This window comes from Paenibacillus sp. J22P277 (assembly GCF_059383675.1).
The window spans coordinates 372,748-392,925 of sequence record NZ_JBXENS010000003.1 but is presented as its reverse complement, the minus strand read 5'-3'; the positions used below and the strand labels follow the sequence as shown (position 1 = coordinate 392,925).

17 protein-coding genes and 1 riboswitch are annotated in these 20,178 nt (G+C 62.1%); of the genes, 15 read left to right on the top strand and 2 right to left on the bottom strand.

Annotated elements, in window-relative coordinates:
- Nucleotides 1–19 precede the first annotated feature (19 nt).
- The 11 genes from AC50YL_RS10755 to AC50YL_RS10705 all read left to right on the top strand — a co-directional run bounded on the left by AC50YL_RS10755 (nt 20) and on the right by AC50YL_RS10705 (nt 13,848).
- Nucleotides 20–979 carry a DoxX-like family protein gene (locus AC50YL_RS10755; protein ID WP_494831784.1) on the top strand — a complete coding sequence of 320 codons (960 nt, stop codon included), beginning with the start codon at nt 20–22 and terminating at the stop codon, nt 977–979.
- Nucleotides 976–1,653, top strand: a complete 678-nt coding sequence (locus tag AC50YL_RS10750; RefSeq protein ID WP_494831782.1) for a DUF4166 domain-containing protein — start codon at nt 976–978, stop codon at nt 1,651–1,653. The genes AC50YL_RS10755 and AC50YL_RS10750 overlap by 4 nt, the downstream gene beginning before the upstream one ends.
- Before the next feature lie 92 nt (nt 1,654–1,745).
- Nucleotides 1,746–2,039, top strand: a complete 294-nt coding sequence (locus tag AC50YL_RS10745; RefSeq protein ID WP_494831780.1) for a DUF6509 family protein — start codon at nt 1,746–1,748, stop codon at nt 2,037–2,039.
- A 105-nt stretch (nt 2,040–2,144) separates the two neighbouring features.
- On the top strand, nt 2,145–2,471 hold the full coding sequence (locus AC50YL_RS10740) for a hypothetical protein (RefSeq protein ID WP_494831778.1): 327 nt from the start codon (nt 2,145–2,147) through the stop codon (nt 2,469–2,471).
- 203 nt (nt 2,472–2,674) lie between these two features.
- Nucleotides 2,675–3,553 (top strand): radical SAM/SPASM domain-containing protein, encoded by an 879-nt coding sequence (locus tag AC50YL_RS10735; RefSeq protein ID WP_494831776.1) that lies wholly within the window; start codon nt 2,675–2,677, stop codon nt 3,551–3,553.
- 24 nt (nt 3,554–3,577) lie between these two features.
- Nucleotides 3,578–5,512 (top strand): LTA synthase family protein, encoded by a 1,935-nt coding sequence (locus tag AC50YL_RS10730; protein WP_494831774.1) that lies wholly within the window; start codon nt 3,578–3,580, stop codon nt 5,510–5,512.
- 133 nt (nt 5,513–5,645) lie between these two features.
- A riboswitch (guanidine-I (ykkC/yxkD leader) is annotated at nt 5,646–5,777 on the top strand.
- A gap of 107 nt (nt 5,778–5,884) precedes the next feature.
- Entirely contained in the window at nt 5,885–6,607 is a 723-nt protein-coding gene (locus tag AC50YL_RS10725) for an urea amidolyase associated protein UAAP1 (RefSeq protein WP_494831772.1), read from the top strand.
- 182 nt (nt 6,608–6,789) lie between these two features.
- Nucleotides 6,790–7,440, top strand: a complete 651-nt coding sequence (locus AC50YL_RS10720) for an urea amidolyase associated protein UAAP2 (RefSeq protein WP_494831770.1) — start codon at nt 6,790–6,792, stop codon at nt 7,438–7,440.
- A 30-nt stretch (nt 7,441–7,470) separates the two neighbouring features.
- A complete protein-coding gene (gene uca, locus AC50YL_RS10715) occupies nt 7,471–11,115 on the top strand; it encodes an urea carboxylase (protein ID WP_494831769.1) in 3,645 nt (1,214 codons plus the stop codon).
- Nucleotides 11,112–13,136 carry an allophanate hydrolase gene (locus tag AC50YL_RS10710; protein ID WP_494831768.1) on the top strand — a complete coding sequence of 675 codons (2,025 nt, stop codon included), beginning with the start codon at nt 11,112–11,114 and terminating at the stop codon, nt 13,134–13,136. The genes uca and AC50YL_RS10710 overlap by 4 nt, the downstream gene beginning before the upstream one ends.
- Nucleotides 13,137–13,266: 130 nt before the next feature.
- Nucleotides 13,267–13,848 (top strand): hypothetical protein, encoded by a 582-nt coding sequence (locus AC50YL_RS10705; RefSeq protein ID WP_494831766.1) that lies wholly within the window; start codon nt 13,267–13,269, stop codon nt 13,846–13,848.
- Nucleotides 13,849–13,904: 56 nt separating this feature from the next.
- On the opposite strand, the gene AC50YL_RS10700 is transcribed toward AC50YL_RS10705, so the two are convergent.
- Nucleotides 13,905–14,525 carry a biotin transporter BioY gene (locus AC50YL_RS10700; RefSeq protein WP_494831765.1) on the bottom strand — a complete coding sequence of 207 codons (621 nt, stop codon included), beginning with the start codon at nt 14,523–14,525 and terminating at the stop codon, nt 13,905–13,907.
- Between the two features lie 98 nt (nt 14,526–14,623).
- On the opposite strand from AC50YL_RS10700, the gene AC50YL_RS10695 reads away from it, so the two are divergent.
- The 4 genes from AC50YL_RS10695 (at nt 14,624) to AC50YL_RS10680 (ending at nt 19,079) form a co-directional block, all read left to right on the top strand.
- Nucleotides 14,624–15,481: an energy-coupling factor ABC transporter ATP-binding protein gene (locus AC50YL_RS10695; RefSeq protein WP_494831763.1), complete on the top strand. Its 858-nt coding sequence runs from the start codon at nt 14,624–14,626 to the stop codon at nt 15,479–15,481.
- Complete coding sequence (locus AC50YL_RS10690) at nt 15,478–17,232, top strand: ATP-binding cassette domain-containing protein (RefSeq protein ID WP_494831761.1); 1,755 nt, start codon at nt 15,478–15,480, stop codon at nt 17,230–17,232. Before AC50YL_RS10695 ends, AC50YL_RS10690 begins: the two co-directional genes overlap by 4 nt.
- A 67-nt stretch (nt 17,233–17,299) precedes the next feature.
- Nucleotides 17,300–18,376 carry a M42 family metallopeptidase gene (locus AC50YL_RS10685; RefSeq protein ID WP_494831758.1) on the top strand — a complete coding sequence of 359 codons (1,077 nt, stop codon included), beginning with the start codon at nt 17,300–17,302 and terminating at the stop codon, nt 18,374–18,376.
- A gap of 58 nt (nt 18,377–18,434) precedes the next feature.
- Entirely contained in the window at nt 18,435–19,079 is a 645-nt protein-coding gene (locus AC50YL_RS10680; RefSeq protein ID WP_494831756.1) for a hypothetical protein, read from the top strand.
- Nucleotides 19,080–19,175: 96 nt separating this feature from the next.
- On the opposite strand, the gene AC50YL_RS10675 is transcribed toward AC50YL_RS10680, so the two are convergent.
- The gene (locus AC50YL_RS10675; protein ID WP_494831755.1) at nt 19,176–20,129 is read right to left on the bottom strand and encodes a DMT family transporter; all 954 of its coding nucleotides are present in this window, start codon (nt 20,127–20,129) and stop codon (nt 19,176–19,178) included.
- Between the last annotated feature and the right edge of the window lie 49 nt (nt 20,130–20,178).

The following is a 20,178-nucleotide window of genomic DNA, read 5'->3' as shown; positions in this document are numbered from 1 at the left end:
CAGAGGGGAGCTGAACGGAATGATGGCAGGAAGAAAACCGATTTACGTGGAAACGGTGATCCGCACCGACATGGACAGGCTTTGGCTGCATACGCAGCGTCCGGAGCTGCATCGGCAGTGGGATTTGCGCTTCACCGACATTCGGTATCATCCGCGGCAGAAGGAAGACGGCACGCAAACGTTCGCGTACCGGACGAAGATCGGATTCGGCTTGCGGATCTCGGGGACGGGGGAGACGAGAACGAAGGTTTCCCCGAATCGGAATGAACGCCTATCCACGCTGTCGTTCGGCTCGGAGCAGCCGCTGTCGCTCATCAGCCGCGGCGCGGGCTATTGGAAATACACGCCGCTGAACGAGCTTGACGAGGAAGGAGTCGCGCCGGGCATCCGATTCGCGACCCGGTACGATTACCGCACGCGATTCGGCTGGACGGGAATCCTATTCGACCGGTGGCTCTTCCGCCCGATGTTCGGCTACGCCACGGCTTGGAGCTTCGACCTGCTTCGGATATGGCTGGAAGCGGGCATCCCGCCGCGAACCCTGATCCGCCAGGCGCTCGCCCACTACGCATGCGCGGCGGTTCTGGCCGGTTTATGGATCGGGCAAGGGCTGCTGCCGAAGCTGCTGTATCCGGGTACCGGGGAGCTTGCCGTCATGCAGGCGGCGGGATGGATACCCGGCGGATGGGAGCCGGCGCTGCTCGCGCTGCTCGGGATTCTGGAGATCTCGGTCGGGACGGCGTTGCTGTTCCTGCACCGGTCCCGGTTCTATTACCGGTTCCAGACGTTCCTGCTTCTGCTGCTGGCCGTCTCGGGTGCCGCCGGCAACCCCGCGCTGCTGGCATCGCCGTACAATCCGGCCGCGCTCGCGGCGGCGATGATCGTCCTGTGCTGGGCGGCGTATCTGACGAGCCGCGAACTGCCGCAGGCCAGGCGCTGCCGGCGGAAGCCCGGCCCGAAAGGAGGCGGCCGGCCATGAGATCCATTTACGAGCGCGCGCTCGGTTCAAAGTTCGATCGGCTGCATCCGCGCATTCGGGAGCGGTTCGGCTTCGCCAGCGAAGCCGGCGTGGCTTCCATCGGCGAAGGCGTCATGGAACGCGTCTGGTACGCCAAATGGGCGGCCGCCCCGCTGCTGCTCCTGTCCTCGCGGAACATCATGTTTCCGCGGGGCGGGGAGGGCGTTCCGTTCACCGTGTCCAATTACGCGTACGCGGATTCCTACGGGCGCGAGACGGTGACGTGGAGCCGCCGGTTCCGCTTCCCGGACGGCGTCCGCAAGTTCGACGCGACGATGATTCACAGCCCGGTGCGCGGCTGCATCGTCGATTACATGGGCACGAAGCAGCATCTCGCGGTCGATCTGGAGATGGACGTTTCGCCGCTCGGCGGTATGCTGCTCCGGTCCGGCGAACAGCGCTGCTACGAAGGCCGTCTTCGGTTCCGGCTTCCGGATTGGTTGACGGCGCAAGCGATCGTGCACGAATGGTACGACGACGAGGCATCCTGCTACCGGATCGCCGCCGAGATCGCGAATCCGGTGCTGGGACCGGTATTCCGCTACGCGGGACGCTTCGACGCCAGGACGGTACAGATGGCCGGCAGGCGCGTGCCGTACGAGGTCAAGCCGACGCGGGAGGAATACAGGGAGTAACCCTGAGAGCCGTGCCGGCCGCCGAACTCGTAAGCCGTTGCCGAAAACGGTATAATGGGGGCTACGACGTCTGGAAGGATGAGGGAACATACATGGAAATCGAAGCGTACACCGTAGAAAAGATCAAGGATCCGTTCGGCATATTGTCCGGGGACCGGTATGAATTCAGGCTTGAGATCGAGGTCGCGGAAGACGACGATCTGCACGTCGAGGGCGGCTTGTACATCAGGGCCATTTACCGCGTGGACGGAGAGAACGGCAGCATCGTCAAGTACGAGCTGTACAAGCGGTTGAACGACGCTTACGTCGACGCCGAATTGGAAGACGAGGAAGAGCGGATGCTGGAAACGTTCTGCCGGGAGCATTTCTCCGAGGCGGAGGAATAGAATAAAAGCGGGCGGACGCCGGCGTTTCATTCCGGCATGGCCCGTGTAATAAGGAGTACGGCAAGCGGAAGCGGGCCGAAACAAAGTGATTAGGCGGTGAATGACATGACAGTCCATTATCTGTTGAACTGTTACAACAATCAAATCTTGGTGAAGCAGGTGGACGGCGAAGCTGAAGCCTTCCATGTCAACATCCAAAGCAACAACAATCCACTCAGTTTCGGCAATACGTTATATACGGCCGCGAACAAAGACCAGGCCGTGCGGATTGCCAACCAGCTGTGCGCGTTCTACTCCATGGCCAGGGCCAACGGTTACCGGCTCGAGGGCGCTACTTTCCGCAACGAGAACAAGTCGGATATATCCGTCGAGCACGTGCTGAAGGTCGAACGAACGAAGGACGAGATGCACAACCTGCTGCAAGAAGCATAACGATCGCCGAAAACGCTTGCAAATTCGGATCGGATCCCATACGCGCAGGACCTCATCGCGAGGTCCTGTTTCTTTGTTTATCGGGGTGCGGCGGGCGGAGCGGGCCTCGAAAGTGGACAGGCTTTACGCGAACGTCATATAATGTAGGGTATGTTATCGCAATCCATGACAGGTTGAACGAAGGAAACGGGGCTTACGACCGCATGAAAACATTCAAGAAATTTTATATCGAAATCACGAGCGTCTGCAACCTGGCCTGCTCGTTCTGTCCGCCGACCGAGCGCGCGAAGGGCTTCATCGCCGTCGACGATTTCACGAAGACGCTGGACGAGATCCGGCCGCATGCCGACCATATTTATTTTCACGTCAAAGGCGAGCCCCTGCTGCATCCCAAGATCGACGTGCTGCTCGACCTGGCCCATGAACGCGGCTTCAAGGTGAACCTCACCTCGAACGGCACGCTGCTGCATAAGGCGGGTGCCAAAATCCTCGGCAAGCCGGCGCTGCGGCAGATCAATTTCTCGCTGCACAGCTTCGACGGCCACGAAGGCTCGGTCGACAAGGAAGGCTATCTCGGCAAAGTGCTGACGTTCGTCAAGGAAGCCGTCGCCGCGTCGGACGTGCTGATCTCGCTGCGGCTGTGGAACCTGACCGAAGATAACGCGACGAACGTCGAGCGCCAGCGCAACCAGGACATATTGGACCGGATCGAGCGCGAATTCGGCCTCGACTTCCGCATCCAAGACCAGTTCACGCGGGGCAAGGGCATCAAGCTCGCCGAACGCGTCTATCTGAATCACGACCACGAGTTCAAATGGCCGGATCTGAAGGAGAAGGAAGACGAAAGCAAAGGCTTCTGCCACGGCCTTCGCAACCAAGCCGGCGTCCTCGTGGACGGCACCGTCATCCCTTGCTGCCTCGACGGCGAAGGCGTCATCAATCTCGGCAACATCCATCAAACCCCGTTCTCGGAAATCGTCGAAGGGGAAAGGGCGAACCGGCTGTACGACGGTTTCTCCCGCCGCGAAGTGGTGGAAGAGCTCTGCCGCAAATGCGGCTACCGTCAGCGGTTCAGCATGTAAGGAAAGAAGGTTTGTACTTCGCCTATGCGCAATCCCACATCCAAATCAAACGCCTTGTCTCTCCGCCGTCGCGGGGAGCGCAAATCGCGCATTCCCTTGTTCTACGTCGCCGTCGTCGTGCTCTTGGTCAAGCTGGCGCTGCTGCGGTATTTTCTGTTCGGCGACGTCAAATGGCCGCGGCTTGCGGCGGACGCGTCGGCGCTGCTCGTGCTCTTATGCGCGCTCGAGCTCGCGACGCCGGCCCGGTTCAAAGTATGGGCCTACGGCGGACTGAATCTACTCGTGTCGGTGCTGCTGTTCTCGTCGGCCGTGTATTTCGAGCATTTCGGCTCGGTTCCGACCTACTCGGCGCTTTACGAGCTGCATCAGGTCGCCAAGATCGGCGACAGCGTGGAATCCACGATCAAATGGAGCCATTATTGGTTCTTCCCGGACCTTGTGCTCGGACTCGCGTTCTGGCTCTATGCCGCGATCGGCTTGAGGCGCCGCCGCGAAAGCGGCAGACGGCGCTTCGTGCCCGCGACGCCGATGTACCGGGTCGTGCTGAGCGTCCTGTTTATCCTCTGCCTCGTCGCTTCGGCCCGGATCATTCAACTCGGCATGCCGATCGAGAACGAGCTGGTCGAGGCGGAGGACGAAGGCTTCCTGAACTACCAGGTGTCCGCGGCCATCAAGGCGGCGAAGGACAACAGCATTGCCGCGGAGGGCAATACGGCGGAATTCGTCAAGCAGGCAGCCGACCTGCAGGCGACCTTCCCGTACCGGGAAAAGCCGGGCGAAACGCCGGCCTATTTCGGCTCGGAGAAAGGAAAGAACGTCATCGTCATCCAAATGGAGGCGTTCCAGAACTTCCCGATCCATCTGAAGCTGGACGGCAAGGAGGTCACGCCGGTGCTCAACAAGCTGGCCGACGGCAGCTTCTATTTCCCGCATATTTTCCAACAAATCGGCCAGGGCAATACGTCCGATGCGGAATTCATGTCCAACACGTCGATCTATCCGACCGCCAAGATCGCGATGTCGACGGGCTACGGCGACCGCAATATTCCGAGCCTGCCGCGGCTGCTGCAGCAGAACGGCTACGTGGCCGATACGTTCCACGTCAACGACGTGACGTTCTGGGACCGCAACAAGCTCTACGCGGCGCTTAATTTCAACCACTATTACGACAAGCCGTTCTACAAGAACGATAAATTCAACAGCTTCGGCGCGTCAGACGAGGAGCTGTACCGCGTCGCCGTCGACAAGCTGAGCGAGATCGACAACAGCAAGCAGCCGTTCTACGGCCAGCTCATCACGGTGTCCAGCCACTTCCCGTTCGAGGTGCCTGCGGATCGCGCGAAGATGACGCTGCCCGCTAAGCTGAAGGGCACGCAGCTCGGCAATTATTTGCTCGCCGTCAATTATACGGATTACGCGATCGGCACCTTGATCGAACGGCTGAAGAGCGAGGGGCTGTGGGAAGATACCGTGCTCGTGCTGTACGGGGACCACTTCGGCCTGCAGCCTACCGATAACGATCCCGATCTGGTCAGCCGGACGCTCGGCATCAAGTACGATCCGCAGGTGACGCGGTTTAATATTCCGCTCATCGTGCATCTTCCGGGCGAACAGCAGGGCAAGGTCGTGGATCAGGTCGGCGGCCAGTTGGATATCATGCCTACGATCGCCAATTTGCTCGGCATCTCGCTGCAGCAGGAGCAATTCACGGCATTCGGCCATGACCTGCTGAACATCGATCGCAACGTCGTCGGCTCGCGCTATTATTTACCGACGGGGTCTTTTTTCAACGACGACGTGATGTTCGTGCCGGGCAAGGGTTTCGACGACGGGACCGCCGTCGACATCCGGACGCTCGAGCCGGTCAAGGATCTGGAGCCGTACCGGAAGGATTACGATTATATCTTGAAGCTGATGGACTTGTCCGACCGGTACGTTCGGTCGCTTCCGAAGCGGTAATGACGAGCGGCTCGAGTTTTGATGTAATAAAACCTGACATGGAGATTGACATATTGTCGGAGTCGCCTCTATAATGAGGATCAACAGCAGGTAAACACAACTGCATATTGGTTCTCATGTCAGCTATTGAGGACAACAAGCTATCTAGGGTTCCGTTGACGAGCGCGTGCGTCAAGTCTGGTCCAAGAGATAGCGTGCGGAGAAACGGAACGCGCCCTGCGCGTGATCGGCCCGCATAACACGGAAGGATAAAAGCCTGGGAGGTCGCGCTCTCAGGCTTTTTTGTTTTCCCAGACGGCGGAAGAAGCATGCGTACGGGCAAGCAGAGACGATCTTTCTTCCCGTTCGCGACCATTAAAGGAGGGTATTTCAATGACAAGCTTATGGAGCAAAACGCTCGCGCCCGGGGACAAATGGTCCGGCGTCATCGCGAAAGGCCGGCTGCTCGCGTTCACGGCGCTGCAGCGGGACGCGAACGTATCGATGATGCTGTTCAACGCCAACGATTTGACGGAGCGCTACAACATGCCGGATTCGTTGAAAGCCCAGTACACGGCGCGCTTGACGCGCGGCAACGTGCTGATGAGCGACAATGGGCGCGTGCTCGCGAGCTTCGTCGGGGACGATCTCGGCTGGCATGATACGATCAGCGGATATACGACCCGGGAAAGCACGGATGCCAAGTACGGCGCGACCGATTACCAGACGCTGCGCAACGATTGGCTGCGGAGCGGCTACGAGAATTTCGCCGTGGAACTGGTGCGCAGCGGACTCGGCGTTCGCGACCTCGGTCCGGTCGTGAATCTGTTCGCGAAAGTCGCATGCGACGAGGAAGGCCGCATGATCTACGACGCCGCGCATTGCCGCGAAGGCGCGACCGTCACGCTCCGTACCGATATGGACGTGCTGGTCGTGCTATCGAATACGCCGAACCCGCTCAATCCGAGCACGGCGTACCCGACTGCCGCCGTCAGGCTCGACGTGAGCCTTGCTCCCGCGTTCGACGCGGCGACGGATTACTGCTGCAATTACCGCGGCGAGAACCGCCGCGCGTTCGAGAATACGGCGGAATACCACTTGTTGGCTGGAAAGTAAGTAATCAAGGTCAAGTTCCGCATAGCGTAAAAACTTAGCGAATGCTTTCGAAGCGAGTTTTTACTCGTCGAGATGAATCTCGGGAAGCTTCGCAAAAACTGAGCGTATGCTTCCGAAGCGAGTTTTTGCTCGCCGAGATGAATCTCGGGAAGCTTCGCAAAAACTTTTAGGAGGACTCATCCATGACCGCATTTATCCGTTACGAAAGCGACTTGTTGGAAGCGCAGGCGATCGTCGATGAAACCGTTCTGGCCGGCGACGGTTGGATGAAGGTGCTGGAACCGGGCCAGGTGCTTCGCATCGTGGATCTGGAAGGCAACCAAGCGGCGGATACGCTGTTCTTCGACGCCGACAACCCTGAGGATCACTACAGCGCGGTCGCGACGATCGCGGGCCAGGGCAACATTTACCTGACGACCGGCTCCGTGCTGCGCGCGGAATCCGGCAAGCCGCTCGCGAAGATCGTCGCCGATACGTGCGGCCGCCACGATACGGTGGGCGGCTCATGCTCCGCCCAGAGCAATACGGTCCGCTATGCGCACGAGAAGCTGCAAATGCACAACTGCCGCGATACGTTCATGCTGCAGCTGGCGAAGCACGGCGGCGATTACAGCAAGCGCGACCTCGCGCCGAACGTGAACTTCTTCATGAACGTGCCGGTAACGCTGGACGGCGGCTTGACCTTCGCGGACGGCGTCTCGGCGCCGGGCTGCTACGTGGAGATGGAGGCGATCGCCCGCACGACGGTGCTGATCAGCAACTGCCCGCAGCTCAACAACCCTTGCAACGCCTATAATCCGACGCCGATTCGCGTATTGATTTGGAACCCATAGAGAGACACGGATAACCGGGAGGGACCTGACATGTTCACGAAAGTACTTATCGCCAATCGCGGCGCCATCGCCGTTCGCATCGAACGCACGCTTCGCAAGCTTGGGATTCAGTCCGTCGCCGTCTATACGAGCGCCGACCAAGACAGCCTGCACGTGGACGGCGCCGACGAAGCGGTCCTGATCGGAGCGGGACCGGCCAAGGAAAGCTACCTGGACGTCGAGCGGATTCTCCGTACCGCTGTCGAGACAGGCGCGCAGGCCATTCATCCGGGCTACGGCTTCCTGAGCGAGAACGCCGCGTTCGCGCGTGCCTGCCGGGAGCAAGGGATCGCCTTCATCGGACCCACGCCGGAGCAGATGGAAGCATTCGGCTTGAAGCATTCGGCGCGGGAGATCGCCGAACGCGCGGGCGTTCCGATGCTGCCTGGCACGGGGCTGATCTCGGAGCCGCCCGAAGCGCTCTTGCAGGCGGAAGCGATCGGGTACCCGGTGATTCTCAAGAGCACGGCGGGCGGCGGCGGCATCGGCATGCGCGTCTGCGGGGACGAGCGCGCGCTGCGCGAAGCGTTCGACGGCGTGCGGCATTTGGCGGAGACGAACTTCAAGAACGGCGGCATTTTCCTCGAGAAATACATCGCGCGGGCCCGCCACGTCGAGGTGCAAATCTTCGGCAACCGGTTCGGCGAGGTCGTAACGCTGGGCGAACGCGATTGCTCGATCCAGCGCCGCAACCAGAAGGTGATCGAGGAGAGCCCGGCGCCGAATCTGCCGGACGACGTCCGACATGAGATGTTCGCGTCGGCGAAACGTCTGGCGTCCGAGGTCGGCTACCGCAGCGCCGGCACGATCGAATATTTGTACGATCCGGAAGCCTGCCGCTTTTATTTCCTCGAGGTCAACACGCGGCTTCAGGTCGAGCACGGCGTAACGGAGGAAGTGCTCGGCGTCGATCTCGTGGAATGGATGGTAAGGGAAGCGGCGGACGAGCTGCGCGATCTCGAATCGCTCGTTCCGCGCCCGGTCGGCCACAGCATCCAAGCGCGGATCTACGCGGAGGACAGCCTGCAAAATTTCCGCCCGAGCGCGGGCAAGCTAGACCAGGCGAGATTCGCGGCAAATGCGCGCGTGGAAACCTGGGTGCGCGACGGCATCGCGGTCACGACGCTCTACGACCCGATGCTGGCCAAAATCATCGTGCACGGCGAGAACCGCGAGGACGCCATTGCCAAGCTGAGCACGGCGCTGGACGAGACGCGATTGTACGGCATTACGACGAATCTGCAGTACGTGCGGGCATTGCTCGGCGAGGAGGAATGCCTGAGCGGCAACGTGTACACGCAGCTGTTGAACGGCTTCGAGCCGTCCCAGCACGCGATCGAGGTCCTCGACGGCGGCGTGCAGACGACGGTGCAGGATTGGCCGGGACGCACCGGGTATTGGGATGTCGGCGTGCCGCCGTGCGGGCCGATGGATCCGCTGTCGTTCCGCATGGGGAACCAGCTCCTCGGCAACCCGGAGGACGCTTCCGGGCTGGAGTTGACATTGCGCGGAGGCGCGTATAAGTTTCGCAGCGAGATGCGGATCTGCTTGACGGGGGCGGACATGGGGGCCGAGCTGGACGAAGCGCCCGTGCCGATGTATCAACCCGTCCTGGTCCGCCGGGGACAGGAGCTGCGCTTCGGCGAAGCAGAGACCGGCATGAGAAGCTACCTGCTGATCGCGGGCGGTTTCGATATGCCGAAGACATTGGGGAGCGCCGCGACCTTTACGCTGGGCGGCTTCGGCGGGCACGGCGGCCGCGCGCTGCGCGCGGGAGACGTGCTTAACGTGAATCGCGGCCGCGAAACGAACCTGTCGCGGTTACAGCTCCGCGAGAACGACCGTCCGGCGATGACGCGGACATGGACGATCGGCGTCATTCCGGGCCCGCATTGCACGGAGGAATATCTGAAGCCCTCTTATTTAAAGGAACTGGCGAATACGGAATTCGAGGTGCATTTCAACAGCTCGCGCACCGGCGTGCGGCTGATCGGACCCGCGCCGCATTGGGCGCGCGAGGACGGGGGCCAAGCCGGCCTGCATCCGTCCAACATTCACGACAACGCCTATGCGGTCGGGACGCTGGATTTGACGGGCGATATGCCGATCCTGCTCGGTCCGGACGGTCCGAGCCTCGGCGGTTTCGTCTGCCCGGTGACGACGGCTTCGGCGGAATTCTGGAAGCTCGGCCAGCTGCATCCGGGAGACATGGTCCGGTTCCAACTGCTCACGCTGGAGGAAGCGGACGGCCTGCGCCGGCTGCAGGAGGCGAATTTGAACGCCATCGGCGAAGCCGCCTGGAGCAGTCTGGCGCCTGCCGCCCTGCCGCAGCCGAAGACGGAGGTCGTGCCGTCCTACCCGATGCTGCACCGCGAAACGGAAAACCGCCGGTTCCCGATCACGATCCGCTGCAGCGGCGACGAGAATATTTTGGTGGAATACGGGGAGATGGAGCTCGATCTGCTGCTGCGCTTCCAGGTGCATGCCTTGATGGAAGCCATCGAGCGCAGCGGCGCGATTCCGGTTCAGGACCTGACGCCGGGCATCCGTTCCCTGCAGGTGCATATCGATCCGAAAGCGACGACGGTGCAAGAAGCGTGCGAGCGGATCCTGGAGCTGGACCGCTGCCTGCCGCCGCTGGAATCGATCTCCGTGCCGTCGCGCATCGTGCGCCTCCCGCTGTCGTGGGACGATCCGGCGACGCAGCTGGCCATCGACCGTTATCAGCAGAACGTGCGTCCGGACGCGCCGTGGTGCCCGAGCAACCTGGAATTTATCCGCCGCATCAACGGCTTGGACGGCATCGACGACGTGCAGCGCATCGTGTACGACGCCAATTATCTCGTGCTCGGCCTGGGCGACGTGTACTTGGGCGCGCCGGTCGCGACGCCGATCGATCCCCGGCACCGGCTGGTCACGACCAAATACAATCCCGCGCGGACGTGGACGCCGGAGAATGCCGTCGGCATCGGCGGCGCGTACATGTGCATCTACGGCATGGAAGGCCCCGGCGGATACCAATTCGTCGGACGCACCATTCAAATGTGGAACCACCTGAACCGCGAGACGGCGAGCTTTCATTCCGGCAAGCCGTGGCTGCTGCGCTTCTTCGATCAGATCCGATTCTATCCGGTCAGCAGCGACGAGCTTCTGCAGCTGCGGGAAGACTTCACGCGCGGCCGTTTCGAGGCGGATATTACGGAGACGACCTTCAAGCTGAGCGACTACCTCGCTTTCCTGTCTTCCATTGAAGAGAGCGCCGCGGATTTCGTCAGCACGCAGCAGGCCGCGTTCCAAGCCGAACGCGAGAGCTGGAAGGCGCTTGGCCTGGCCGAATACGTGTCCGAGAACGACTCGGCGAAGTCCCCCGAGGAGGAGGAGCTGCCGGCGAACGCGGTCGGCGTGCGGTGCTCGATGCCGGGGAGCGTCTGGAAGGTCCTGGTAGAACCGGGCCAGGCGGTGAACAAAGGGGAGACGCTCATCATCGAGGAAAGCATGAAGATGGAGTTTTCCCAGACGGCGCCGTGCGACGGGATCGTCTCCGCGATCTTCGTCAAACCGGGCGACGAGGTGCATGCCGGCCAGCTGATCGTAAGCCTTGTCCATGAAACCGAAAGAGAGGTGTCGATTGCATGACGACCATGAAATGGCCCGACAAGTTGACCGCAGGATGGCTCAGGGAGCAGTACCTCCGCAAGCAGTTGACGCCCGTGGACGTCATGCAGGAAATCATCCGGCGCTCCCGGCGCGACGAAGCGATGAACATCTGGATCACGCCGCCTTCGCTGGAACGGATACGTCCGTACGTCGAGCGCTTGGACGGGTTGGACCCGGAGCGCTTGCCGCTGTGGGGCATTCCGTTCGCGGTGAAAGACAACATCGACGCGGCCGGCTTTCCGACGACCGCCGCCTGCCCGGATTTCGCCTTCCTGCCGGAACGGAGCGCGGTCATCGTGCAGCGGCTCGTCGATGCCGGCGCGATTCCGATCGGCAAGACCAACCTGGACCAGTTCGCGACCGGCCTCGTCGGCACGCGCAGCCCGTACGGCGAGACGCATAACGCGCTGCGCCCGGAGCTGATCAGCGGCGGCTCGAGCTCCGGCTCCGCCGTCGCGGTGGCGCGCGGGCAAGCGGTCTTCGCGCTCGGCACCGATACCGCGGGCTCGGGCCGCGTCCCGGCGGCGCTTAACGGCCTCGTCGGCTACAAGCCGAGCCTCGGTGCCTGGCCGACCCAAGGCGTCCTCCCGGCATGCGCGAGCCTCGACTGCGTGACCGTCTTCGCACATGGCATGGACGACGCGCTGGCCGTGGATGCGGTCGCCCGCGGCGCGGAGGCGTCCGACCCTTGGTCCAAATCGATCCCGCGGCCGCAAGCGGGCCGCCTGCCGAAGGCGATCTGCGTGCCGGACGAAGCGCCGGCATTCTACGGCCCTTACGCCGAGCAGTACCGCGCGGCATGGGAAGCCGCCGTCGCGGACGTGATGTCGCTGAACCTGCCGGTCGTCAAGGTCGGCATGGCGTTATTCGCGGATGCCGCGGCGATTCTATACGGCGGTCCGTGGGTCGCCGAACGCTGGGCGGACCTCGGCGAATTCGTGACGGCGCATCCCGGTGCGACGTTCCCCGTGACGGAGCAGGTGCTGCGCACGGGCGAATCCCCGGCATACACGGGTGCGGCGGTATTCCAAGCGATGCATAAGCTGCAGGCATACAAACGCGAAGCCTGGAATCTTCTCTCGGACGCCGTGCTGATGATGCCGACTTGCGGCGGAACATGGACGCGCGACGACGTGCGCCGCGATCCCGTCGCGACCAACAGCGATATGGGCCGGTATACGAACCATTGCAATTTGCTCGATCTATCCGCCATCGCGGTGCAGGCGGGCGAAGCCTTGGGCGACACGCCGTTCGGCGTCACGTTCTTCGCGACCGCGGAGAACGAGTCGTTGATTTGCGGCGCGGCCGCGGCTTTCCTTCATGCGAGGGAAACGACGGGGAGCGCGAATGCGATGAACGGTCATTCCCGGGCAGAGCAAGAGCCTGCGCAGGATCTTACGCCGTCTGCGACGGCAAGCGAGTCCGGGCTTGCGTCCGCGCAGCCGGAGGGGTTCGCGCAAATGCTTTCGCATCGGCCCTATAGAATGACGGTTGAGCCCAAGCCGGCATATTCGCAGCCGGAGGCATCCGCGCATATGCCGGCGCAACCGGCGAATAGCGATGCAGCCGAGTCCGTGCCGGGACATACGAAGCCGGACCAGCCGACCGAAGCGGCGATGATAACGACGCTGGTCGCGGTCTGCGGCCTGCATATGCGCGGTCTTCCGCTGGAGAAGCAAATGCTGGCCTGCGGCGCCGTGTTCGTCCGCGAGACGGAGAGCGCCCCGAAATACCGGCTCGTGAAGCTGCCGACCGTGCCCGCGAAGCCGGGCATGATCAAGCAGGAGCAGGGCGGCGCGGCGATCGCGCTGGAAGTATGGGAGATGCCGCTGCAGGCGTTCGGCGGCTTCGTCGCCGCGATTCCGGCGCCGCTCGGGATCGGCAAGGTGGAGCTGAGCGACGGCAGCGAGGTCCCGGGGTTCACCTGCGAGGCCTATGCCGCAGCCGCGTCCGAAGACATCACGGCAACCGGTTCATGGCGCAAGGCCATGCTCCTGTAAAGCTTCCTCGCAATCGGCAGGCCGCGTCCATTCAATGGACGCGGCTTCTGCTCGTTCAGGGCACCGTACGCGGGACTAGAAGGCGAAGCGGAAGGAGGTTTATAATAGGGAAGGTCGGAGGTGACGCCTAATGGTGAAGAAAGGCTTGATAACGCTCGGCGTCTTGATTCTGCTGATCGCCGTTCTCGGAGCGGCTGCCATCCGGTACGTAAAGCCCGGCGAGAAGCTGGACTTGCGGTACGATCAAGTCTCGCTGGCGGATCGCGCCATCGCGATGGTCCGCAATTTAAGCACGACGTTTACGCTCTCGGAAGCGGATGTCGACAATATCGGCAAAGCGTTCATCGCCGCCAATCCGCAATACGGCCCGAACGTGACGATTACGGGCGCGCGCTTTCAGTTCGAAGGCGACCGCGTGGCCGCGCACTATAATTTGAAGGTAAAGGATCGCATTCCGGTCGGCATCGTCGTGTATTACCGCGTGAAGTGGAGCGAGCCCAATCTGACCGCCGTGGTCGACGAGGCGAAGCTGAAGAGCCGTACGCTGCCGAAGCGTTATTTCGACGATATCGTCATCCCGCTCGGCGGGTACGTACCGAAGCCGATTCATATCCAATCCGCCTCGCTCGAAGGAAATCAATTGGTCATCCAAATCAAAAAGCCCACCCTCTCCGAGCTCTCCCGATTGCTGCGGCAGGAGCTTGGTTTCTAGGCGCGCTTCAAGATGATCCGTATCAAGACTACGATACAAGCATGACGTAATAATAATCAACGAAGCCGTGCGAGCAGCGGCCGGAGCGTGCCGATCATGACGCCGCCGACGGCTGCTTTGACGAAGTCGCCGAACAGGAACGGGTAACAGCCTCCTGTCATGGCAGCGCCGAACGAAAGCTTCGCTTTATAGGCCAGCCAGGGCACGCCGCCGACGTAGGCCAGCACGACGCTGAACAGCACGATGCCGACGAACAGGAGCGTCATGCCGCCGCGGTTCAGCTTTGCCGTGCGGGCAAAGAGCCGGTCGCTGACGAGTCCGATCAGCAGCGCGGATATCGGAAACATCCATATGTAGCCGCCGGTCGCGCCGAAGATCGCGGAGATGCCGCCGCTGCCGCCGAGAAGCGGGAGCCCGGCTGCCGTCAACAGCACGACGATCAGGATGCTCAGGAAACCGTAGACGGAACCCAGGAGACCGCCGGCGAGAATGACGGCCAGCGTCTGCAGCGTGATCGGGACGGCCGTGAACCAAAGCGGGATTTTGACGAAGCTGAAGGCGACGAAGAGGGCGGCGAACATGGCGGTGAAGACGACGCTCCGTATCCAATTGGCGGAATGGGCTTGATTGCCGGTCGAGATCTGGATTTGCTCGGTGGTGATCGGGGTGGTTTCCATTGTTTTTTCTCCTCTCGAATGTTAACCTTGTTATCTGTGATTGGTTAACAATTAGCATCTTATCATGGGAGTAAACTTTTGGGAAGAGGGAATTCGGATTGGATGTCAACTTACATACGAATATGATTTTGCGGGATGTATCGATCGAGCGTCAGCTCGAAACGGGCGAAGCGGCGCCGCGGCTGGCGGACGTGCATTTCGAGCTCGGCCGCGGGGAGTGGGTCAATCTGGTCGGCGTGAACGGTAGCGGCAAATCTTCGCTTGCCCGGCTGCTTGCGGGATTGGCCATTGCCGGCGTGCGGGGCACCTGGAACCGCGGCTTCGCCGGAACGTTGCCGTCGCCTTACGTCATGCAGCAGCCCGATGCCCAGCTGTTCGCCGAGACGCCGCGGGAGGAAATCCGTTTTGCGCTGGAGTGGCGGGGGCTGGCGCCGGAGGCGATCCTGCGGGAAACGGAAGCGATCCTGCTTGAAACCGGGCTTCATGCCATCGCCGATCTGCCGTGGGACAAGCTCTCCGGCGGTCAGCGTCAGCTTGCCGCCGTTGCGGCGGCATCCGCCTCGAGGACGCCGCTCATCGTATTCGACGAAGCGACTTCGATGCTTGACGAACAGTCGCGCCGCGGCGTGCGCGAGATCGCGGCGAAGCAGAACCGCGATGGAACGGCCGTCGTCTGGGTCACGCAGCGGCTGCAGGAGATCGGGGCAGGGGACCGGGTCGTCGCCATGTCGGCGGGCAGGATCGTTTTCGACGGCAGCGGCGGGCGGTTTCTGTACGGACGCGATTATCCGCAAGCGATCGGAAGCGAACCGCCGCCCTGCATGGCGTGCGGGCTGCGTCTGCCTTACGTCTCCATATTGGCGATCGAGCTGGCTCGCATGGGCAAGCTGAAGCCGCCGTTTCCGGAAACGGCGGCCGATTGGGAATCCGTGCTTAGGCAGGGGGCGGAGCGATGACCGGGCGTCCACCAGTCCATCTAAACCTGCAGGGGATTCGGCTCGCCGGCGACGGAGATCCCCGATCTGACGGATCCAACTCGGACGGGTTCCTGCAACTACGGGCCGGAACGATTACCGTCCTCGTAGGCGCGAACGGTTCGGGGAAAACCCGGTTCATGGAGATGATTGCCGGGCTGCGCCCGCCGGAGGGCATGGCCGTCAGCTTCGGAGATGAAGCTTTGCGCCTGGGAACGGGGCGGTCGCTCCGAAGAGGCGGCAAGCTGAATCCGAAGGCGCTGCTCGCTTACGCGTATTCCTGCCAGTCGCCCGAAGAGCAATTGTTCATGCGCAGCGTCGAAGAAGAGCTTCGCTATTCCCTCCGTCCGTATGCGCTGCCGGAGCCGGAGCTCGGCAGTCGAATCGCAGCCGCCTTGGCCGCGGTAAACTGGGACGAAGCCTGGCTCGGGCGCGATCCGTACGCGATGAGCGGCGGCGAGCGGCGGCGGACGGCGCTTGCCTGCTTGTTCGCGCCGCCCGCAAGCTGGCTGCTCCTGGACGAGCCGACGGCGGGATTGGACGCCGAAGGGCACGCGCTGCTCGGCGACAAGCTGAGGCGCTGCGCGGCCGAGGGGCAGGGCGTGCTGCTGATCTCGCACGAGAGCGACTGGGCGTTCGAACTCGCGGACCGCATCCTGCTGATGCATGCGGACGGAAGCCTCCGTTCCTGCGACAAATTCGAGCTGCTGTCCAATCCGAGCTGGCTGGCGGAAGCGGGCATGGATACGCCGGATTGGTTCGGCATCGCTGCCTTGAGCGCGCGAATCGGCGTTTCTCCGGAAGCGGTTTGGGATCCCGTCAAGCTGGCGGAGGCGATCGGCGGACTCTCGAACCAAGAGCAGCCTCCCTCGGACACGAGCACCGCAATCGAGGCTGCGCCGATGACGGCGCGCACGGCTGCGAGCGACATGCCCGAAAGCCGGTCGGCCGCATCCCCTGTTCCCGCCAGAACGCCGTTCGCGCTGCGCGCCGGCGCTGCCCGTCCGTCGCCGGTCGCGCGCTTTGACGCGCGGGCGGCATGGCTGACCTACATTCTGCTCTCGACGGCTATCCTTCAAGTGTCGGACTGGCCGACCATCGGCATCGCGGCAATCATGGTCGCGGCGGCGATTGGCTTCGGCCGCATCCCGCTGCGCCGATGGCGGGGAGCGATCAAGGCGATCGCGACGTTCACGGTCGCGATCTCGCTGTTCGCCGGATTCGGACACGGCGGCGACGGGGGCGGGTTTTGGGACGGTTCCGCGAGCCTGGCATCACTGGAATCGCTGGTACGCCCTTTGCTCGTCATGCTGCTCGGTTTCGGACTCCCGATGGCCGTCACGCCCCTTCGGCTTCGGCGCTCGCTGGAGCAGCTCTTCGTCCGGTTCGGCCGTATCCCGCTTTGGGGGACGAAGCTGTTGCTGATCATTACGCTGCTGCTTCGTTTCGTTCCCGTGCTGCTCGCGGAGTGGGAACGGTTCGCGCGGATCGCCGCCGCGAGAGGCAAGCAGACGGGAGGCGCGTGGCGGGGCGGGATCCGGCGCATCCGGGAAACGGCGCTCCCGTTCATGCTGTCGTTGTTCCGGCTGGGCGACGGGGTAACGGACGCGCTCGAGAGCCGCGGCGTCGGCGCGCAGGCGTATCCGACCGTGCTGGTCACGGAAGTCTGGAAGCCGCGGGATACGCTGCTGGTGATCGCGGGAGCGGCTGCCGGCGCGCTGCTATGGCTGTGAAAAATAGGATTTTCGCCCGGAATGGGCTATGATAGTCATAAGGTTTAGGAAAGGAGCATTCCCGTAAATGACGCAGCCGCTGCACCCGAATCTCGACCGCACTTATATGTTGAACATCCTTGAAAAATTGCTTGGAACGCCAAGCCCGAGCGGCTATTGCGCCGCCATCATGAAACTCATCCAGGCGGAAGCCGCGAAGCTCGGCCATGCGTTGGAGATGACGCCCAAGGGCAACGGCATGATCACGATTCCCGGAACGAAGCCCGATCCGATGGAGGTCATCGCGCTGACGGCGCATGTCGACACGCTCGGCGCGATGGTCCGCGCCGTCAAGCCGTCCGGCACGCTCCGGATTACCCCGGTCGGCGGTTATGCGATGGCGACGGTGGAAAGCGAGTACTGCCTCGTCCACGCCCGCGACGGACGAGCGTACGAAGGCACCGTGCTGACGACGAAGCCGTCCGTCCATGTCTATTCCGACGCCCGCGATTTCAAGCGGGAAGAGGCGCATATGGAAATCCGCATCGACGAGCCGGTGAAGAGCAAGGAGGACGTGCTGAACCTTGGCATCGGCGTCGGCGATTACGTATCCTGGGACCCGCGGACGCGCGTCTTTCCGAACGGCCTGATCAAATCGCGCCATCTCGACGACAAAGCGAGCGTCGCCGCGCTTTTCACGCTGCTGGAATGGATGAAGCGCGAAGGCAGAGCCCCGGAGCGCACCGTCAAAATCATCATTTCGACGTACGAGGAAGTCGGCCACGGCAGCTCGTACATCCCGCCCGACATCACGGAGATGATCGCGGTCGACATGGGCGCGATCGGCGACGACCTCTCCGCGACGGAATACGACGTCTCCATCTGCGCCAAGGACTCTTCGGGGCCGTACGATTACGAGATGACGTCGGCGCTGATCGCGCTCGCGAAGCGCGAAGGCATGGCGCACGCGGTCGACGTGTATCCGCATTACGGCTCGGACGCATCCGCCGCGCTCCGCGGGGGCAGCAATATCCGGGCGGCGCTGATCGGTCCGGGCGTCCACGCGTCCCACAGCATGGAACGCACGCATAGCGATGCCGTCGCCAATACGGCCGCCCTGCTGGCCGCCTATCTGTTCGAGCCGCGGGCGCAGATCTTGCCGTAAAATTACAAGTGGACAAGTGCAAAACGTACATTATATGATAATTGGTGGGTGATTCGACATGACGACAGAAAATAACGTATCCAATTCCAAGGATACGCAGGAACAAGGTAATCCATCTGAAGCCGAATTCCGGCAGGTCGTTCAAGCGCTGCACGAGAATGGCTTGAAAGCGCTCCGGTTTAAGTTCGAAGACGAGCAAGTGGACGGACAGGTGTTGAACCACGAGGTATACGGACCGATTTTCACGTTCAAAATCGAGACGAAGGACGGCGGCAAATACGCGACCGGCTTCTTCATGCGCGAGCTGCTGCACACCTTCCAAAACAACGACGATCCCGCGCTCTGGGTCTCCTCGTTCTTCTTCGATCTGATGGAAGGCAACGAAGGCCAGGACAAGCTCCTGCCGATGCCTCCGCAATCGGAAGACGAAGCCAAGGCGCTGATCGATAACGTTATCGTGCCATACTGCGCCAAAACGCTGCGCGAGGAATTTCCGAACGATCAAGTGTACGTCGACCTGGACCTCCACGAAGAGCATGGTCCCGTGCTGGAAGCCGGGTTCACGGCAGTCACGGACGGCAACAACATCTGCGCGCTGCCGCTGCACGTGTTGATCGCGCACTACTTGCTCAACCGCGACCCGGCCGAGCCGATGGTGCAAGGGTTGTACCGCATCCGCGAGGAGCATGGAATGGACGCATGACCGCGGCCGCGTTAACGGCGCAGCCCATAGAAAAAAGCCTGAGCGATCAGGCTTTTTCTTGTTTCCGGGTTCTTTTCGGACGAGCTTCGCGTCCCTTTACGCCTGCAGCGGTTCGGCGTCGACGGCCGTCTCTTGCTGCTCCGCGCTCATGACGGAGGCCGCTCCTTGCTTCTCCGCGCGCATATAGATGACGAGCCCGGCGATGATGAACAGGCCGCCGATCAGTTGGAAGCCGCTGATCATCTCGCGGAACAGCAGCATGCCGAGCAGGCTCGCGCCGACGGGCTCCGCCAGCACCGTCATCGAGATCGTGGTCGGCTTGACGTATTTGAGCAGCCAATTGAAGATCATGTGGCCGAATACGGTCGGCACGACGGCGAGCAGGAGGAAGACGAGCCATTCCTTGACGGGATAACCGGTCATGGCGATGCCCATGACAAGGTTGTAGACGAAGAAGCAAGCGGCCGTAATGCCGAAGACGACGAGGCTGTACAGGTACGACGAGAGGCGGCGCATGATTTGCTTCGCGATCAGCATATTGACGGCAATCGCCAGCGCGCCGAGGAAGGAGAGCATGTCGCCGTAGAACGCGCGCTGCGACAGCCCGATGTCGCCCGAGCCGATGCTGACGGCCCCGACGAGCGCGACTAGCATGCCGATGACCGCGAACCTGTGGGGCCGGTCCTTGAACAGGAAGAACGCGCCGATCAGGACGAACACCGGCTCGAGCGCGAGCAGGATCGTGGAGCTGGCGATGGACGTGTAGGTGAGCGAAGCCATCCACAGCAGGAAATGAAGCGCCAGGAAAAAGCCCGCCGCGGCGAGCAAGAGCCAGTCCTTGCGGCTGATCGTATGTAGCGTTCTCAGCTGTTTCGCGCCGAACGGCAGCATCAGGAGAAAGGTGAAAAGCATCCGGTACATGCCCTGCACGGATACGGGCGCGTCGGAGGCGCGGACGAGAATAGGGGCGAACGAAATAGCCAGCATGCCGATCAGGAGCGGAATGATCGGGGAAATCGGCATTTTGGCGGAATGGGACGATGACTGCACGATGGTGATGTTCCTTTCTGCTTCGGTGCTTGATTGTAGTTCAGCATCC

Coding starts and splice junctions, on each gene's coding strand:
- AC50YL_RS10735 (WP_494831776.1), top strand. CDS start 2,675: ATGAAAACATTCAAGAAATTTTATATCGAAATCACGAGCGTCTGCAAC.
- AC50YL_RS10730 (WP_494831774.1), top strand. CDS start 3,578: ATGCGCAATCCCACATCCAAATCAAACGCCTTGTCTCTCCGCCGTCGC.
- AC50YL_RS10750 (WP_494831782.1), top strand. CDS start 976: ATGAGATCCATTTACGAGCGCGCGCTCGGTTCAAAGTTCGATCGGCTG.
- AC50YL_RS10725 (WP_494831772.1), top strand. CDS start 5,885: ATGACAAGCTTATGGAGCAAAACGCTCGCGCCCGGGGACAAATGGTCC.
- uca (WP_494831769.1), top strand. CDS start 7,471: ATGTTCACGAAAGTACTTATCGCCAATCGCGGCGCCATCGCCGTTCGC.
- AC50YL_RS10680 (WP_494831756.1), top strand. CDS start 18,435: ATGACGACAGAAAATAACGTATCCAATTCCAAGGATACGCAGGAACAA.
- AC50YL_RS10710 (WP_494831768.1), top strand. CDS start 11,112: ATGACGACCATGAAATGGCCCGACAAGTTGACCGCAGGATGGCTCAGG.
- AC50YL_RS10740 (WP_494831778.1), top strand. CDS start 2,145: ATGACAGTCCATTATCTGTTGAACTGTTACAACAATCAAATCTTGGTG.
- AC50YL_RS10690 (WP_494831761.1), top strand. CDS start 15,478: ATGACCGGGCGTCCACCAGTCCATCTAAACCTGCAGGGGATTCGGCTC.
- AC50YL_RS10700 (WP_494831765.1), bottom strand. CDS start 14,525: ATGGAAACCACCCCGATCACCACCGAGCAAATCCAGATCTCGACCGGC.
- AC50YL_RS10685 (WP_494831758.1), top strand. CDS start 17,300: ATGACGCAGCCGCTGCACCCGAATCTCGACCGCACTTATATGTTGAAC.
- AC50YL_RS10705 (WP_494831766.1), top strand. CDS start 13,267: ATGGTGAAGAAAGGCTTGATAACGCTCGGCGTCTTGATTCTGCTGATC.
- AC50YL_RS10755 (WP_494831784.1), top strand. CDS start 20: ATGATGGCAGGAAGAAAACCGATTTACGTGGAAACGGTGATCCGCACC.
- AC50YL_RS10745 (WP_494831780.1), top strand. CDS start 1,746: ATGGAAATCGAAGCGTACACCGTAGAAAAGATCAAGGATCCGTTCGGC.
- AC50YL_RS10720 (WP_494831770.1), top strand. CDS start 6,790: ATGACCGCATTTATCCGTTACGAAAGCGACTTGTTGGAAGCGCAGGCG.